This is a genomic window from Limnoraphis robusta BA-68 BA1, assembly GCF_034932365.1.
Classification (GTDB): Bacteria; Cyanobacteriota; Cyanobacteriia; order Cyanobacteriales; family Microcoleaceae; genus Capilliphycus; species Capilliphycus robustus.
This window is the reverse complement of the sequence record NZ_JAYGHR010000008.1, coordinates 108,389-126,721: the sequence shown is the minus strand read 5'-3', so window position 1 is coordinate 126,721 and position 18,333 is coordinate 108,389. Positions and strand designations below refer to the sequence as shown.

11 protein-coding genes are annotated in these 18,333 nt (G+C 41.9%); 4 read left to right on the top strand and 7 right to left on the bottom strand.

Annotated elements, in window-relative coordinates; all coding sequences use genetic code 11:
* Nucleotides 1-258: 258 nt before the first annotated feature.
* The 3 genes from VB836_RS06230 to VB836_RS06220 form a co-directional block, all read right to left on the bottom strand.
* Nucleotides 259-2,199 carry a carbamoyltransferase family protein gene (locus VB836_RS06230; protein ID WP_323218512.1) on the bottom strand — a complete coding sequence of 647 codons (1,941 nt, stop codon included), beginning with the start codon at nucleotides 2,197-2,199 and terminating at the stop codon, nucleotides 259-261.
* A gap of 320 nt (nucleotides 2,200-2,519) precedes the next feature.
* Nucleotides 2,520-3,326, bottom strand: coding sequence for an SDR family NAD(P)-dependent oxidoreductase (locus VB836_RS06225; protein ID WP_046277350.1), 807 nt, complete (start codon nucleotides 3,324-3,326; stop codon nucleotides 2,520-2,522).
* Between the two features lie 501 nt (nucleotides 3,327-3,827).
* Entirely contained in the window at nucleotides 3,828-5,096 is a 1,269-nt protein-coding gene (locus VB836_RS06220) for an ATP-binding protein (RefSeq protein WP_323218511.1), read from the bottom strand.
* A gap of 297 nt (nucleotides 5,097-5,393) precedes the next feature.
* Here VB836_RS06220 and VB836_RS06215 point away from each other — a divergent pair, with 297 nt between their 5' ends.
* Nucleotides 5,394-6,716 (top strand): hypothetical protein, encoded by a 1,323-nt coding sequence (locus tag VB836_RS06215; protein ID WP_323218510.1) that lies wholly within the window; start codon nucleotides 5,394-5,396, stop codon nucleotides 6,714-6,716.
* Between the two features lie 17 nt (nucleotides 6,717-6,733).
* Here VB836_RS06215 and VB836_RS06210 read toward each other — a convergent pair whose 3' ends face one another.
* From VB836_RS06210 to VB836_RS06195, 4 genes are all read right to left on the bottom strand, one after another.
* Nucleotides 6,734-7,087 carry a slr1659 superfamily regulator gene (locus VB836_RS06210; protein WP_323218509.1) on the bottom strand — a complete coding sequence of 118 codons (354 nt, stop codon included), beginning with the start codon at nucleotides 7,085-7,087 and terminating at the stop codon, nucleotides 6,734-6,736.
* A gap of 42 nt (nucleotides 7,088-7,129) precedes the next feature.
* Nucleotides 7,130-7,708: a slr1658 superfamily regulator gene (locus VB836_RS06205; RefSeq protein ID WP_323218508.1), complete on the bottom strand. Its 579-nt coding sequence runs from the start codon at nucleotides 7,706-7,708 to the stop codon at nucleotides 7,130-7,132.
* Nucleotides 7,709-7,816: 108 nt separating this feature from the next.
* Entirely contained in the window at nucleotides 7,817-10,285 is a 2,469-nt protein-coding gene (locus VB836_RS06200; protein WP_323218507.1) for an adenylate/guanylate cyclase domain-containing protein, read from the bottom strand.
* Nucleotides 10,286-10,578: 293 nt separating this feature from the next.
* Nucleotides 10,579-11,502, bottom strand: a complete 924-nt coding sequence (locus VB836_RS06195) for a glycosyltransferase family 2 protein (protein WP_323218506.1) — start codon at nucleotides 11,500-11,502, stop codon at nucleotides 10,579-10,581.
* A gap of 307 nt (nucleotides 11,503-11,809) precedes the next feature.
* Between VB836_RS06195 and VB836_RS06190 the strand changes: the two genes are divergently transcribed.
* The 3 genes from VB836_RS06190 (at nucleotide 11,810) to VB836_RS06180 (ending at nucleotide 18,231) form a co-directional block, all read left to right on the top strand.
* Entirely contained in the window at nucleotides 11,810-12,889 is a 1,080-nt protein-coding gene (locus VB836_RS06190; RefSeq protein ID WP_323218505.1) for an RNA-guided endonuclease InsQ/TnpB family protein, read from the top strand.
* Between the two features lie 212 nt (nucleotides 12,890-13,101).
* Nucleotides 13,102-14,832 carry an efflux RND transporter periplasmic adaptor subunit gene (locus VB836_RS06185; RefSeq protein ID WP_323218504.1) on the top strand — a complete coding sequence of 577 codons (1,731 nt, stop codon included), beginning with the start codon at nucleotides 13,102-13,104 and terminating at the stop codon, nucleotides 14,830-14,832.
* Nucleotides 14,833-14,964: 132 nt separating this feature from the next.
* Entirely contained in the window at nucleotides 14,965-18,231 is a 3,267-nt protein-coding gene (locus tag VB836_RS06180) for an efflux RND transporter permease subunit (RefSeq protein WP_323218503.1), read from the top strand.
* Nucleotides 18,232-18,333 lie beyond the last annotated feature (102 nt).

Sequence of the window (18,333 nt, the reverse complement as noted above, 5' to 3'; positions counted from 1 at the left end):
GATTTAGGGGGATCGTACACTTTTCTAAGGGGGATTTAGGGGGATTCCAAGTCCCCTTTTCTAAGGGGGATTTAGGGGGATCGTACACTTTTCTAAGGGGGATTTAGGGGGATTCCAAGTCCCCTTTTCTAAGGGGGATTTAGGGGGATTCCAAGTCCCCTTTTCTAAGGGGGATTTAGGGGGATTCCAAGTCCCCTTTTCTAAGGGGGATTTAGGGGGATCGTACACTTTTCTAAGGGGGATTTAGGGGGATTAAAATTAATCTAACTCAAACTCTTGTTTCCAAGACTCATCTTTTTCCCAAGGGGTTTGGTCAGATTTTGCCAGAAGATAATTTTCTAACACCAAATAATCCATTTCAGTACGCATAAAACAGCGATAAGCATCTTCTGGTGTACAAACAATCGGTTCACCTCGCACGTTAAACGAAGTATTGACAATTACACCACATCCCGTGCGTTTTTCAAAGTGGGAAATAAGATTATGATAACGGGGATTGGTGTCTTTATGAACCGTTTGTACCCGTGCAGAATAATCAACATGAGTAATAGCCGGAATTTCTGAACGAGGAATATTCAGCTTATCAATGCCGAATAATTGTTGTTGTTCAGCCGTCATCGAAATCCGCAGATTTTCTTGAATTGGCGCCACCAACAACATATAAGGACTCGGACAATTCATCTCAAAATAATCTGACACTCGTTCCGCTAAAACCGACGGCGCAAAGGGTCGAAAAGATTCCCGATATTTAATCTTTAAATTCATCACCGACTGCATTTTTGAGTTGCGGGGATCGCCAATAATTGAACGTCCACCCAACGCACGCGGCCCAAATTCCATCCGACCTTGAAACCATCCGATAACGTTTCCATCATCAAGAATTTCCGCCAAACGTGGCATTAATTCCGCATCATCTAATCGCCGATAAACCGCCTTAATTGAGTCAAGATAAAGTTGAATATCCTCATCACTAAATTTCGGCCCCAAATAAGATCCTTTCATCTGATCTTTAGGTGCGGAAACGGTTTTTAACTTCGGTTGTAATGTCGCAATTTTTGAGTTTTGAACCGAGGGAGTTTCAACGGTTGCGCCAACTTCCGCGAACACTTTTTCAGATTCAACGGTTCGAGGTTGATTATGATATTGATACCACACCGCTAAAGCCGCCCCTAACGCGCCGCCTGCGTCTCCGGCTGCGGGTTGAATCCAAATCTCTTTAAACGGCCCTTCGCGCAAAATACGACCGTTTGCGACACAATTTAACGCCACTCCTCCCGCCATACAAAGATAATCAACATTCAATTCTTTTTGAACGGTTCTTGATAGCCGTAACACCACTTCTTCAGTCACAACTTGAATCGAAGCGGCAATATCCATTTCCCGTTGAGTCAGTTTGCTTTCTGGTTTGCGAGGCGGCCCTTCAAACAGTTGATCAAACTTTTTATTGGTCATCGTTAAGCCGACGGTATAGTTGAAATAATCCATATTCAACCGAAACGTACCATCGTCTTTTAAATCAATTAAATGGGTGAGAATTTTATCAACATAAATCGGTTCACCATAAGGCGCCAACCCCATGAGTTTGTATTCACCAGAATTCACTTTAAATCCCGTATAATAAGTGAAAGCTGAATACAATAAACCCAAGGAATGAGGAAAGTCAATTTCCCATTGGGGTGTCAGAGAATTTCCTTCTCCTAACCACACCGTTGTTGTCGCCCATTCTCCCACACCATCGAGACATAAAACAGCCGCTCGTTCAAAAGGACTGGGGAAATAAGCCGATGCCGCATGAGACTGATGATGTTCAGAAAACATCAATTTCGGCAGTTTTGCGTGTTTAACGCCGAGGAGTTTAGAAAATTCTTTTTTTAAGACCGTTTTGAGGTAAAGTTTTTCTTTCAACCAAACAGGCATCGCCGTCATAAACGAACGAAACCCATTGGGGGCGTAGCTGAGGTAAGTTTCCAGGAGTCGTTCAAACTTGACTAAGGGTTTGTCATAGAAAACAATATGATCAACATCGAGAAGGGTAATATTGGCTTGTTGTAAACAGTAGCGGATCGCGTGTTCAGGAAAGCGGGCATCGTGCTTTTTTCGGGAAAATCGTTCTTCTTGGGCGGCAGCGATAATCTCTCCATCTCGGACTAAAGCGGCTGCGCTATCGTGATAATAGGCTGAAATTCCCAGTATGTGCATAAATTAGATCTCCTCACAGAATGCGCTATCCCGACTTGTGCGATCGCCTCAAGAGGTGCGCGGACACGGTTCATTAAAAATATCTTCAGATTATACCAATGACGGCCCGACTGCGACGGAAGATTCCGAAAATATTGTTTTCCGAGTCAGGATGCTATCCCAGACTGAAAAAAATGGCGACTATTCTCTGAGTCTAACTCAAAGAATAATCGCTCATCCTATCAATTATCTCGGGCTTTTTTGCACCCGATTTTTTCTAAACCCTACACCCAGTCTAGGTTTCAATTGACTTTTTACCCCGTGAGGTAAAATCGGTGAGATTAGGCTCTCATTTTTGAGTAAGAGGGGGATCGATGAGTCGAGAGGGGAGAAGCGAGTAATAACATCTTCTCTAATAGTCTTGGTGCAATGCGGTTACACCAAACGGCGAGATGACTTTGCCATCCGACTAATATTTCCGGCGAGTCTTTGCGAAGTCCCTCAATTAACACTTCGGCGACTTCTTGGGATGTCATGGGGACAACCCAACGGAATAACTTGAGTCGGCGTGACATATCGGTATCCGTGAGAGTCGGTAACAAAGCGATCACTCGAATATTGTGTTCGGTGAGTTCAGAGCGCAGGGCTTGGGTAAAGCCTAAAATGGCAAATTTGGTTGCTGAATAGGTTGCCATTGTGGGCGCGGCAATTTTCCCCATCAGACTGGAGACGTTAACAATGGTACCTTCTTTGCGAGTCGCCATCCGTCGGGCTATACAACGGGTGATGGTGTACATTCCCATTAAATTCAGGGAAACTTCTTCTTGTAAGTCGGGTAATTTTGACTGTAAAAAGGGCGTTTGGTGCGCGACTCCCGCACAGTTTACCAACAAATCAATCGGCCCTTGAGAACGCCAAGCTTGAGCGATCGCAATGTTGATTTCTACAGGATGCGTCAAGTCTAATGCTAAGGTGACGACTTCGACGCCAAGGGGTTGGATTTCTGTTGCTAATTCTGCCAATTTTTGGCGATCCCGAGCGACTAAAATTAGGCGTTTGACTCCGGCTTTTGCCAGTTCAAAAGCGATCGCTCGACCAATTCCACGGGAAGCCCCGGTAATCAGTGCTGTAGTTCCTTGAATTTTCATCTAAACCTCCAAGGTAAGAGAATGCTGCACAAGTTAAATATCAAGGCTGAAAAAGCCCTGCTCAATGCAGCTTTTCGTGGTCAAATTCTGTTCAATTTCGGAAAAAACTTGTGGGCGAAGGAGTTACTTAGAAAACCGAAGTTTGTGTTCCATCTTTGACACACTGACTTTCAATTGTGTCTTAAACCGCATCTTTGAAGCTAATTGATCTAGACAAGACGTAAGATCCCCCTTGCGGCTTTCCTAAGCGCGAGTCTTGTACTTACGACCCAAGAGTAGAGTAGAGCATGGCTCAGATGTCTCCTTATGACGAGCATGGGTGAGATTGACTCTTCACTTACAACGTAACAGCTAGATCAAGACTGTGCAACATTTTTTAATAAAAAAACCGTTACATTTCTTTACAAAACTCAAAATTCTTCTCAGATTGAAGAAAATGAAAACAGCAAAAAGGTTGGGTTTGCGGAGGTTTAACCCAACCTACGCCGATCAAAAATAGCGTTAACGCAGGGGTATGGCGACGATAAACTCTGTCCCCTCTCCCGGTTGCGAGAGACATTGAAGTTGTCCCTGATGACTGTCAACGATCACCTGATGACAGATATTGAGTCCAAAACCTGTCCCTGTTCCGGCGGGTTTAGTGGTAAAAAAGGGATCGAAAATGTAATTTTTTATCTCCTCAGAAATTCCTATACCATTATCTTTAATTCGGATGATTACTTGTGAGGTAACATTTTGGGGATCATGACTAGAACTCACTTCAGTTTTAATCCAAATTGTAGGTTCAACGGAGGAAGTTTCTAGGCGTCTTTCTTCCAGTGCATCAATCGAATTATTCAGCAAGTTGATAAAAACTTGGTTAAGTTTTCCAGGATAGCAATTCACCTCGGGAAGTTTACCATAGTCTTTCACTAATTTAATCCCACGACCTTTTTTACCTTTGAATTCTGCTTGCAAAATCAAGACAATATCATCAAGTATAGGATGAATATCAACCGTTTTTTCTTCCGAATCATCGCTGCGATAAAAGTTTCTCAAAGACTCAACTAACTGACGAATTCGTTCAGTCCCGCTTTTCATCGATTCGATGACTTGGGGTAAATCTTCGAGGAGAAATTCGAGATCAATTTCCTCTATTCTGTCTTTAATTGCGGGGGAGGGATCAGGATATTCTTCACTGTAGAGTTCGAGCAAATCCATCAGATCTTGAGCATAATCTGCCACATGAGAGACATTTCCCTTGACAAAAGAAACGGGGTTATTAATTTCATGGGCAATTCCTGAAACCATTTGACCGAGAGTGGAGAATTTTTCAGCTTGGATCAGTCGTTCTTTGGCGAAATCAAGATCACTTAAAGCCTGTTGTAATTGCCGATCATTTTTATGAAAATTATTGAACAGGGTTTGATGATGTAAACCCCGACGAACTCGCCGAGTCAGTTCATCGCTATCGAGAGGATCAAAAAGCCAATCGTTAATTAGGGTTTCCAGACTGTTAAAGTGGGATTGAAGGAGTGAGGGTTGAGTCAAAACCAGATAAAAAGCCTTGGCGAAATTCGAGTGAGTTTGTAAGTTTTTGAGGTCTGATAACCCATCAACTGTATGGGAAATCCAAGTGTAAAGAATCAGATGGGGGTGCAGGTGTTCAGCTTGGGTTAAGGCTGATTGAATTTGGTCAGCCGTTTCGACTTTGTACCCTTGTTTTTCCAGAGTATTTTGAAGTGTCCGTTGAGTTTGAACATCCTCATCAATAATCAAAATTGTAGCCATAGTTGATTGCTAAAAGTTGAACGGTTTACCCAATTAACGAGCAGCGAGTCTAGGCAAAGCTGGAAACGCGATCCTTGTCAATGACGAGATGAGGGTGAATCAACAGCTAGAGTCTAACAGAGGAATCTTCTTCTATTTTACCGAGGATTTAACACCGATGTCCTAAACTGAATTAAAAATTGTGACTGAAAGTAGATGAACTTAAATTGAGAAATCTAGCGATGATCCGGTAAACTAAGATACGCTCGGTTTGGAAGTGAACTCTGCTTTTTAACACCAGTCCCGGAGGATGTGTTGATGCAACGGCTTGGCAATCGTGCTTTTGAGATTCTCAGTGGAGAAGTCAACAATGGTTCCCAGGATAACCTTGTCAGTGAATTGAGTCGAAAAATAGTCATGCAACGACTGGAGAATCTGCGATCGCAAGTTGGTGAACCGCTTTCCTATGAGGAATTACGTCAAGTGGTCAGTGACCAATTTCCCGATTTTAATCAGGAGGTTCTGCAACGAGCGGCTCAAGTCAACCGTATTCCTCAAATTTATCATCAAGTGATGCGGGGAAGTCTGATTTTTGTGGGAATAATGGCGATTCTCTGGTTTGTTAATTTACCTTTTCCTCTGATTCGCTGGCCGATCAGTAAAACGGTTCCTGTTTTACTCTTTCCGACTTTGATGAGTATGGATTATCACTATCGAAAAGCAATTTCTATTGCCGAACAAACTGAAAAATTAGTTCAGGAAGCGGCTACCAGTACAGAAATTGATTTAGGTGCAGAAAATATTCAAAAAGCTTATCAACATTTGGAGCGAGTACCTGTTTGGTTTTTAGAGCATGATCCTAAGTTTTTTTGTGCTATTTTTAACTGTAGCTGGCAGTTTACACCAGAAGAATATCAGGCTACTCAGAAGAATATCCAGAAGATTGAAGCGAAAATCATTCAAGAACAGTATGCTCAAAAGCGTTTAACTGAGGCTGAAGCAGCCCTGAATTCGGCTCGGCAAGAATATCAAAAATTACAATCGGGACAAAGACAAGTGATTGCGGCATGGCAAGCAGCGATTGATTTATTTGATCAAATTCCATCCGATACTCTGGCCGGACGTCTATCCGAAAATCGTTCATTAACAGCACAGCAAGATTTTGAAAAAAAAGTTGATGAAGCGACTCGCGAAAAGAGAGGAACAACGTTAATTGCAGCAGCCCAACAGTTTGCATCACAAGCGAGCAATTTGGCTCAAGATCCGCCCCATCCTGTTGAACGATGGGAACAAGTGATTGATTTGTGGGAAACCGCAATTCGCCAACTTGAAAAAATTTCTGAAGATAATTCTTCCTATGCAGAAGCTCAAAAAAAGTTATCGGAATATCGCTCTAATTTAGAGAAAATTGAGGCTCGGCTTCAAGAGGAAAAAGATTCGGTTGAGGCGATGGAAAAAGCGAAAAAATTAATTTTTGAATGGCGAGAACTGACTCGCTCTAGTGATCTTGATTATCGAGTAATGAATCGCAAGTTAGCGAAGATTATTTACACCCTAGAAGAAGTCAAACCGGGAACAACGGTGAATACAGAGGCTCAAGATTTACTGAGGCGAACTCGCCATACCAAAAGTCTATTGTAGATCATTTGGGATTGAATTTATTCGACTTCTAGCTGTAAAGTTGGCATCAATCGTTGTAAATTTTTCAAGGATTTAGTTTGCCAGGGAATTTCACTAGAGGCTAAAATAGTTAGGTTAACGGTTTTAATTCGTCGAACTTGAATGACAAATTTTGACAGCATATTGATTCCTGAACTATTGAGATATTCTAAGGAGCGTAAATTCAGGGTAATTTGCTCGGGTTGCAAATCGAGGACATCATTAAGTAACTGAACAATTAGATTAGATTCTTCTAAGTCACTCAGTCGTAGAGAACCCACCAAAATAATACTTGTGGTTTCGCTATCATATTTAACTTGATATTGTTCAGTTTTAAACTCTTGAATTTCCATGCTAATCACGTCCTTGTTTGATCATTGTTCGGGTTAGTTGACTCAGATAGCAAGTTGTACAACGGTTGTGACGATGAACACCTCGGAGTCCATTTTAACCGTCTCAAACTTCCAACCGAGATGGGCTTGATAATCATTAATCATGGTTAAGTAGCCTAACCGCGAACTTTTACCATCTTCTAGATTTTGTTCGATTTGATCGATATATAGTTCTTGGGGATCGCTATTGAGTAAGGTTTGAATATAGTCCTGAAACGAAGGTAAAGTTTCGGAAGCAATACTATTAATCACAAAAAAGACTAACCGTTCACTATTTAAGTTGATTTTGATTTGAATGGGATAAAGACAGCGACTATCGCTAAACTTCATCGCATTTTCTAAGAGTTCATTGGCGATAAAACTGACGGCACTTTTGATTTCTGCTTGTCGATATTGGGTACTGGGATCATCTTCACTTTTTGGAAAAAATGTCGTGACATAATCAGCCATAAAATTAGCTGACAAGCCATTATTTCGCCAGCGTTGTTGAAGAGGAATTGAACCCGGAGAAAATCCCAGGGCTAAAAATTCTTGATTATCGCTTGCAGAAATCTCTACAAAATCTCCAAAGATTTGACTCATAAGGAAATCAGATAAGCTAGCTTTAAGGGTTGATAGGAGGTGATACACTCGGATTGAGATCGAGAGCGTTAGAAGTAACAGTGTGATGTTCATTCTAATCCTAGTTTATCACATTTCAGCAGCCACTATTTTGCAGTACATCTGAGCAACTACATCCTCGGGATTCTCAGTCAGACAATCGGTAAACAGTTGAGCCGCTTGCTTATAATCTTTTTGATAATAATAGGTGAGAGCCAATTCAAATTTTGTTTTGGTGAGCAGTTTGAGTTCTCTAATTTTGGCAGGATCAGCATCAAAGACTTCAAATACGGAGACTCGTTTGGATTTTCCGGGTACGACAACTCGATCAATTAAACGCACCGCATAAGCATCGGGATCATTTAATCTGAAATAAGTATTTTCACTAATTAATAAAGGAACACCATACTTTTTAGTCAGCGTCTCCAAACGAGCCGCTAAATTAACCGCATCACTCACAACTGTTGTCGCCATGTGAGCTTTCCCTCCGACAATTCCTAACATTAAATCCCCGGTATTAATCCCAATTCCAATTCTAATCGGTGTACGATCAGGACGGGAACGAGTCTGATTATATTCGCTCAAACGTTTTAACATATCAATTCCCGCTTGTACTGCATGATCCGCACTACACCCAAACAATGCCATAATTGCATCGCCAATATACTTATCAATCACCCCATAATTTTCTAAAATCGCAGGTTCCATCCGAGCTAAATAAGCATTAATAAACTTAAAATTATCAACCGGATTCATTTGTTCAGAAAGTTGCGTAAAGCTGCGAATATCAGAAAATAAAATCGACATCTCTTGCTGAACTGCATCCCCAATTTGAACATCCACAATACTCTCATAACCCAAAAAGGTTAAAAATTGATGGGGAACAAACCGTTCTGCGGCATAATTGACTTGTTCTTCTTGATCTAAAGCCAGTTGTAAATCACAATTGATCCGAAACATATCTTCAATAAAATTTTGTCGTTCTGCTTCCGAATTTTTCCGTTCAGAAATATCTTGAAAGGCGGCGATCGCAAAAGCAATATTCCCGGCTTCATCATAAATCGGTGTTCCCCAAGCTTCTATCGGAATAATCCGCTCGCCTTGATGTACTTCAATATCATCAACTGTTACTGTTTCTCCTTGTAATGCTCGCACAAGTGGTAAATCTTTCTCAGGATAAATCTGCTCAGTTCCCGCTAGATAACTTGGGTAAATCTCGGAATCATAAGCCGCATTCGGAACCGCACCGGAGCCAAATAAAGTTTGAGCAACGTGATTAGAATAGTAAATATTTCCCTGAGCATCTAGTACAACTACGCCGACAGGAATCGCTTCGAGAAACTGCTTGAGTTGTTGACTGTTTAGTTTGCCTTCAGTGGCTAAACTTGGATTGATTACAGGTGGTTTTTCCTCGGCTGCTGTCGATTTTTTGGGCTGTTCTTCCTGGGTGTATGGGAGTTGATTATTGTTTTCTTCTAAGCTTTTGTAAAGGCGGCGAAGTTGTCGAGTGATGCGGTTCAAAGCGGTGGCGAGTATTCCGACTTCATCCGTTGGTTTCACGGCTACAAACCTTAAATCTCCGGCTGCAATTTGAGTCGCCGCAGTCGTAACGGTTAAAATAGGTTGAGTAATTTTTCGAGCGAGTCGGTAAATTGCAATCGAGATCAAGATGACAAAACTTAATCCTGAAAATACAATTGTTGTCGCCAGTTGAGCAACGGGTTTGAGGGCTTGATCACGGGGCTTTTCGACTAATAAAACGGTTTCCCAGTTTTCTAACCAACGATGCACTCCAATGATCGGTTTACCTGCATAGTTCAATTCTTGATGAGTGCCATTTTTCTGATTCAATGCTGCTTCTAATCCTTGACTTTGTAGACGTCGGGGCAAATCGTTAGGGTTGGGATTGTTGGTAAAAATGGGAACGCTAAACCGATTAATCCAGTAGGTTTTTTCGTTAAAATTTTGGGTAGCTTGACTAATAATTTCTGCTGCCGTTTCTAGGTTAAAACTGATGGCTAATACCCCTAATGTTTTTTTGTTTGAGCCGGATAAGGGTGTAGAAATAGTTAACGTGGGTTTGTTGGTGATGGGCGAAAGATAAACACTTTGAACATAAGTTTGTTTCAGTCCTTCGATAAAATATTCATCAGCAGTTCGAGATTGTCCTTGAGTTGCTGAATGAGTTGAAAAGATAATTTTCCCCTGATTCGCTGACAAAATAAAAATTTCTCGCACATCTGCTTGACTAACAAATGCGACACTCATTAACGACTGCATTTGGCGATAAGCGGCGTTAAATTCTTCACTGGACTGATCTGTTGTTAATAGAATTTCGGCTTGAGTTTTAACGAGTGGAAGTAACGCCAGAGAAACGGTGGCTTTGCGGTGAGTTTCTAGCCAACGGTTTAAAGCATTTTCTTTGAGGGTTGCACTCACTTGCAGTTGAGCTAAGGCTAACTCAATCATTGAAGATCTCGCATCGAGATAGGCTATCGTCCCCATACTGCACAGACTCACCACTGAAAGCAGTAAAAAGGAGACGATCAGCTTGGACATGAGGCTGTTTGTCCAGAATTTCATAATCCTATCCGTTGTGCAAGTCTGATGAACCAGTTTGAAAAAAGGATCAGCATCGTAATTGAACCTGACGGTTTAACTTCTCTATTCTCTACAGTAACCATTAAATATAAAGTTCAGTGGATTAATTGAGTGATACTCGGGTGTGCTATTTGATCAAGTTAACAAAAATGTACTGTCCAGTAAAAGATAATTGTAGAGCCAATATTACCCTGTGGAAACCTGCGATCGCCAAATTACCTCATCCTCAACCTAGACTACTGAAGTTTATTTTAACTTTGGATTTCCCGATAAGCCGCATAAACGGCTCTAACATTGTACCAATTTAAAAAAATTCGGGCGATTTCTAAGGCGAGTTGGGGTTTTCCTTGATGAATCAACCATTGCAAGAATCCCGCCATTGTGCGTTCGTTTAATCGGCCTCCAACGGTTAAAATTCCCCAGATAATTTGGTGTAAAATTGTCATTTGAATCATCATTTTAACTTCAAGCGTGGGATGTTTTTGGTAAAATAAAACGCCCATCCTTCCTCGTTGAATTTCTCTTTCAATTAATCGCGGAAGCTGTTCTAATTGAAAAGGAGGATGCCAATGATACCCCACCGCTTGCGGACATTTAATTAAGGTTAATCCGAGTTGTTTTAAACGCACACCCAGTTCTAAATCTTCCCAACCGTATAATTGAAAGCGGGTATCAAATAATCCAGCTTCGAGTAACCAATGACGAGCAATGGCAACATTTCCAGTCGCAAAATAAGCGGCGGAAAAATCCGTTATTTTGTAGGGTTCATTTGTAGGATTTTCAAAATTGCAGGTATTAATCACTCGTCCGTAAGTAAATATGCGGTCGCTGTTTTTAGCAGCCTCTACTAGAGTCTGAGCATGAGCTTGGAGAAACGTTTCAGTCACGACTAAATCACTATCGATAAAAATAATCGTATCGCCTTCTGCCTTTTCAACACCTAAATTTCGCGCGGCAGCCGGCCCTTGATGGGGTTGCTCAAAACAACGAACATGAGGAAAGTCTTGCTGATGATTTTGCAACCATTCTAAAGTGCCATCTGTTGAACCATCATCGACTAAAATGACTTCATAGTTCTGCACAGATGCGGTATAATTTTGGTGTTCCAGTGCAGTTAAACATTTTTTGAGGATGGGTAAACGATTGTAGGTTGGAATAATAACACTAAGAAACATAATTTAAAATGTTAGAATTAGAGAGAGTTCAGGTTTTAAGGAGTGAAAAGACGGTTAGGGGTTGACTGAAAAAATAGGTGAAAGTTTTGAGCGTTTAATAGCGTATCATATTAATATAGAATAAACTTGGTGTCAGAGAGATTGGAGTGAGGCAGACTCGAACAGTTTGGGCGAAGTTACCGATCGCGTCAATTCTTCGAGAAGAAACCGCCGACTCTCAGACTGACCCCTGGGATGTTAGAGCAGTAACTTAGTAGACGATTTATGGTACAACACGGTACTATCTGTAAGATCAGATAATAGATCTATGCAACGAGCCTATCATACCAAGTTAAAACTGAACAACAAACAGAAGACTTTAATGGCGACCCACGCCGGATATTCTAGGTGGGTTTGGAACTGGGCGCTAGCGATGTGGAATGAAGCTTACAAACAAGGGTTAAAACCTTCAACGAATAAGCTAAAAAAGTTCTACACCAATCACGTCAAACCTCAATATCCCTGGCAGTCAACGCTAAGTTCTAGAGTTTATCAATTTGCCTTCATGCACTTGGGAGAAGCATTTAGCCGATTTTTTCAAGGCATTGCCAAACATCCTAAGTTCAAGAAAAAAGGCAGAAATGATAGCTTTACTCTCGATAATTGTGGCCAAGTCATGAGGTTTTCAGGGAGGAGATTGAAGCTTCCTTTTATTGGATGGGTATTCACTTATGAACCCCTCCCGGAAATTCAGACTAAACGAGTCACAATTAGTCGAGTCGCTGATTCTTGGTACTTGTCTGTCGCTTACGAATTTGAACCAGAACAGACTGTTAAATCAAGAGTTTATCTGGGTGTTGATGTTGGAGTTAAGGCATTGGCGACCTGTTCAGATGGTACTGTTTTTGCCAATCCCAGAGCCTACAAAAAAGCACAGAAAAATCTGGCCAAACTTCAGAGCGAACTTTCTAGAAAACAGAAGGGTTCCAATAACAGGAATAAAGCCAAACTCAAATTAGCGAAAGCTTATCAGCGAGTCACAAACATCCGAAAAGATGGAATTCACAAATTCACCTCATGGCTATGCAAAAACCACGCAGTCATCGGGTTAGAAGACTTGAATGTTTCTGGGATGTTAAAGAATCACAAGTTAGCGGGTGCTATTGCCGATTCTGCTTTTTATGAAATTCGCCGCCAAGTTGAGTATAAGTCCGAGTGGTACGGCTCAGTTGTAGTCTTTGCTGATAGATTCTACCCGTCAACTAAAACCTGTTCAAACTGCGGTCACGTTCAAGAAATAGCACTGAAAGAACGAGTTTTCAACTGTCAGGCTTGCGGTGTAAGCATTGACCGTGATTTGAATGCCAGCCTAAATTTAGAACGTTTTGCCGAAGGCTATTCGGTTTAAGCCTGTCTGACCGGGTACTGCCGACAGTCCGGGGTGATGCAGGAACGAAACATTAATACGGTTTAAACCGTGTTATATCAGTTTTCGATAGCAGCTGCACATCAGGACATTCTCATCTCAAGCTTTGGGAAGATGAGTAATTTGTTTAAATATTATTAAACTTTGTGAAGACAGAACTCGTCTAAACACAGGAAGACCGATTGGGTAAAACTATGTCAAACGCTCCATTGTCCAAATCTACGGAACAAGAAGAACGTCAATCCCCTGCTGCGTTGAACCCAATGGTGGACGCAGCCTCAGAACTTCAAGTCTCCCCGGCACCGCCCCAACCTCAACCCGTTGAACGGGGTATCGGATGGTTACAAGTGGGAATTGTCATCTTGATGGCTCTCGGAGCAGGTTTTGTTGGGGGGAAGTGGTGGGAAAATCAGCAAGCGAACAAACCCCAAGCCCCGACGGAAAACGCCTCAGCCCCCCGAAAAGTTTCCGTGAAACTCGCAACCGTCGAAGCCACCACCTTAGAAGAAAAATCTGAGTTTGTTGGCACTTTAGAAGCCAAACGTTCGGTAGATATTCGCTCGGAAACGGAAGGGCGAATTACGCAGATTTTTGTGGAGTCTGGGGATACCGTCAGACAGGGAGAAGCGATCGCCCGTCTCAAAAGTGAAAATGTCGAAGCCCAATTGCGAAGCGCCCAAGCCAATGTCAGCCGCGCTCAAGCCAGACTGGCGCAACTGAAAGCGGGAAGTCGTCCCGAAGAAATTGCCGCCGCCGAAGCGAGGTTAAATCAAACTCAAGCTCGTTTAGCTGAATTAGAAGCGGGAACTCGAGCCGAAGAAATTGCTCAAGCTCAAGCCAGATTAAACCAAGCTGAAGCCCGTTTAACTGATGCTCGTTCGGGAAGTCTTGATGATGAAATTGCTCAAGCTCGATCAAGAATTGAAGCCAATCAAGCTGATTTAGAACTGGCAAGGGAACGAACGAATCGTTATAATCAGTTGCGAGAACAGGGTGCGGTTTCTCAAGATGAACTCGAAGAATATCGACAAAATGAACGGCGATTGAGTGCGATTGTAGAAGAATCTCAAAGACGTTTACAACAACTCCAACAAAGTCAAAGAACTCAAATTGAGCAACTCCAATCTACTGTTGACATGGAACGTCAAGCGTTGCGACAATTGGAAAATGGAGCGCGTCCCGAAGAAATTGCTCAAGTTGAAGCGGAAGTCGCCGAAGCCCAAAGTGAACTGAATGAATTATTAAATGGAACTCGTCCCGAAGAAATTGATCAAGCCGAAGCTGAAGTCGCACAAGCGATCGCGCAAGTAAGTGCTTTAGAAGTGCAACTGCAAGAAACCTCCGTTGTCGCTCCGTTTACTGGAATTATTGGTGATGTTTCCGGTAAAGTTGGTGATTTTATTAGTCAAGGTGATGCGATTACAACCTTAACCGAAAATCAACGTTTAGATTTACGTTTACCGATTCCAATTGAACGAAAAGCCGATTTAAAAATAGGATTACCTGTACAAATTAGCGATCCCCAAGGGAAATTGATGGGGACTGGAGAAGTTAGCTTTATCTCGCCCACTGTTGATCAAAACTCTCAAAGCATTCTGGCAAAAGCAACCTTTAATAATCAGCAAGGACTGTTCCGAGATAATCAATTTGTGCGTTCGACGGTGATTTGGAATGAACGTTCGGGTACAGTGATGGTACCTGTTAATGTGATTACGTTCCGAGGCGATCAACGGTTTGTTTTTGTTGCGGAAGGCGATGATGAAGATACATTAACTGCAAAACAAATACAAGTCGAACTGGGTTTAGTTCAAGGTGATAATGCGGAAGTCGTTTCAGGATTAAAACCCGGACAAAGATTAATTGTTTCCGGGACTCAAAGATTATCAGATGGTGCAGCGATTCAAGTGAGCAAACCGAGCAATTGAAGCAAAAAAATGCTATTGAATTTAGTGAGTAAAATCTCATAATCATTCGGGATGAATACTCAAAATTATCCCCTTTAAACGTCTTTTTCAAAAAAAGATTAACGCTCATTTTTTTAATGGATCTCACTCATTATGTTCACCCACTTCTTTATCAAAAGACCAGTCTTTGCGTCTGTTTGTTCCCTGATGATTATATTGATTGGATTCATCAGTTATAGTCGGCTTCCGGTGCAAGAATTTCCCAGTATTGACCCACCGCTAGTCACGATTCGGACAACATATCCCGGTGCAAACCCAGAAGTTGTAGAAACAGAAGTAACAGAAATTATCGAAGCCGCAGTCAATGGCGCTCAGGGTATTAATACTTTAACTTCATCTACTCGGGAAGGGGTGAGTACCATCCAAGTTCAGTTTAATTTAGAACAAGATTTAGAAGTCGCCGCGCAAGACGTGAGAAACCGAGTTTCCCAAGCCATTCGCAGACTTCCAGACGATATTGATCCCCCGGTTGTTACCAAAGAAAGTAGCGACGATGAAGCGATTATGCGGATTGCGATTTCGGGAGAAAACTTCACAACTTTAGAACTGAGTAACTATGTAGATTTGTTTATCAAAAATGCACTCGAAACCGTTGATGGAGTTGGGAGCGTTACGATAGGGGGAGAACGTCGTTATGCGATGCGATTGTGGCTAGATTCGCAAAGAATGGCGGCTCGAAATGTTACGGCGTTAGATGTTGAACAAGCTTTAAGACGACAAAACGTAGAGATTCCGAGTGGTCGAATTGAAGGAGAAATGACTGAATATCCAGTCAGAACACTCGGACGTTTACAACGACCTGAAGAATATGAAGATCTAATTATTAGAAGCAATGCTGATGGCTCCCAAATCCGTTTAAGAGAGATTGGACGAGCAGAAATCGGCCCTCAAGATGATCGGACAATTGCCCGTTTTCGAGGTTTACCTGCGGTGTCTGTGGGGATTAGTAGACTTTCAGGTTCAAACCTTCTCGAAGTGGCAAGTGGAATCAAAGCAAAAATGGCAGAACTTGCCAAAAACTTCCCCGAAGGAATGAGTTATACCATTGTGGTTGACTATTCTGAATTTGTAGAAATTGCCATTGCAGAAGTTTGGCAGAGTTTGTTTATAGCGATTGCTTTAGTTATCCTTGTGATCTTTGTTTTCTTGCGAAACTGGCGAGCGACTTTGATTCCGACGATTACCATTCCGGTGTCTTTAATTGGGGTGTTGGGGGTGATGTTTGCGCTCGGATTTTCGATTAATACCTTAACCCTATTTGCCCTCACTTTGGCTACAGGTTTAGTGGTTGATGACACGATTGTTGTTCTCGAAAATATCGTTCGCTATATTGATGAAAAAGGCATGAAACCCCTGACCGCTGCTTTAGAGGCGGTGGGAGAAGTCGTTTTTGCGGTGATTGCGACAACGGTTGTGTTAGTAGCAGTGTTTGTTCCGGTGGGATTTTCTGGGGGAACAACAGGAAGATTATTTAATGAATTTGCGATTACCTTAGCAGGTTCTGTCGTGGTCTCGACTTTCGTGGCGTTAACGCTTGCCCCTGCGGTTTCGGCGCTCATTCTTAAGCCGAGTAATACTGAAAAAAAGCGCAATGCTTTAATGAAAATTTTGTCTTTTCCTCTGGATCTGATTGAATGGATACTCAATCTCATTCAAGCGGCTTATGGCAGTTCTTTAAAGTTAGTCATGCAACTCAAACCGATTGTATTACTCGTTTTTCTAATTTCTTTAGCGGTGACTGCATGGCTGTTTTTACAAATCCCTCAAGGTTTTTTACCGACTGAAGATCGAGGACGAGTTTTTGTTCGGGTTAGTTCACCGGAAGGTGCGAGCGTAGAATATACAAATAATGTGATTTTACAAGTGGAAGACATCCTGGCTGATGTTCCTGAAATGCAATCTTATTTTACCTTGTCAGGGTTTGGTCGAGGTGCATCTCAAGCAAACCGAGGTGCTGCTTTTACTCGTTTAATTCCCTGGTCAGAACGAACAGAACCCGGTCAGTCTCAACAAGAAATTGTTAAACAATTAATTGGCAAATTATCTAAGATTACAGAGGCTTTAGCGTTTGCTATTAATCCCAGTTCGTTACCCGGAACAGGTAGCGGTCAACCGATTAAATTTGTGATTCAAGGAACCGATTTACAAGAACTGGCTAGAGTGTCTGATGAATTTGCAAAACAAGCCCAAGAATTACCCCAAGTGGTGAATGTTGACAGCAATTTACAGATTAGTAAACCGGAGTTAGTTTTAGAAGTGGATCGCGCCTTAGCCGGAAATTTAGGCGTATCAGTTCAGGATATTTCTCGGACTCTACAGATTATGTTAGGCGGCGAAAATATCACCAATTATAATGAGGGAAATCAGCGCTATGAAGTCGTGGTTCGGGGTGAAAAAGAATATCGTTCGACTCCCGATGATATTCGGGAATTATATGTGAGAACTCAACAGGGACAAATGATTCCTTTGAGTAGTTTAGTTACGGTTAAAACGTCTACAACGCCTCCCGAAATTAATCACTTTAACCGCTTTCGTTCCGCAGAAATAGAAGGAAGTCCGGCGGCGGGTGTGAGTTTAGGGGATGCGATCACTGCTTTGGAAGAATTAGCGAGGGAAACATTACCGGACGGAATGCGAACCGACTTATCCGGTGAGTCCCGAGAGTTTAGAGAAGCGGGTGATGCAACATTGCTGATTTTTGGTTTGGCGATGGCGTTTATTTTCCTGACTTTAGCCGCACAATTTGAAAGTTATGTTGATCCGTTAATTGTGTTGTTGGCGGTTCCGTTATCGCTTTTGGGTGCTTTTGCTGCGTTATGGATCGCGGGGTTGGAGTTGGATATTTACAGCCGCATTGGGTTAATTATGTTGATTGGTTTAGCGACCAAAAACTCTATTTTGATTGTGGAGTTTGCCAACCAACTCCGAGAACAAGGATTATCGATTACTGAAGCAGCAATTGAGGCGGGAACGGTACGATTTAGAGCGATTTTAATGACGGCTTTTTCAACAATTTTTGGTGTACTTCCCCTCGCTTTAGCAACAGGTGCGGGTGCAGCGAGTCGGGTTTCTATTGGGTTGTGTGTGTTAGGCGGAATGCTGATTTCAACAATTTTGAGTTTGTATATTATTCCGGTTTTTTATGCGATCGCTCAAACGTTACAACTCAAATTTTTTGGGAAATCATCGCCTGAAAAAGATTTACATCCAGTCCCAGAAACCAACGGACATTTTCAAGACTGGAATGGGAATGGGAATGGTCATCATACCAATGGTCATTATCAGAATGGGAATGGTAAAAATGGTTCATCTCATTCAATCAATGAGCAAGATTCAGAAATCTCTAAAAACAAGAATTAAATAATCAATCAATTTTGCAGATTGAGTTTAGGTTCAAAATGAGGATAAATCCTCTAAACCTAAACTCTTTTTCTTGTTCTGTTTTAACTGTTTTATTCCGAT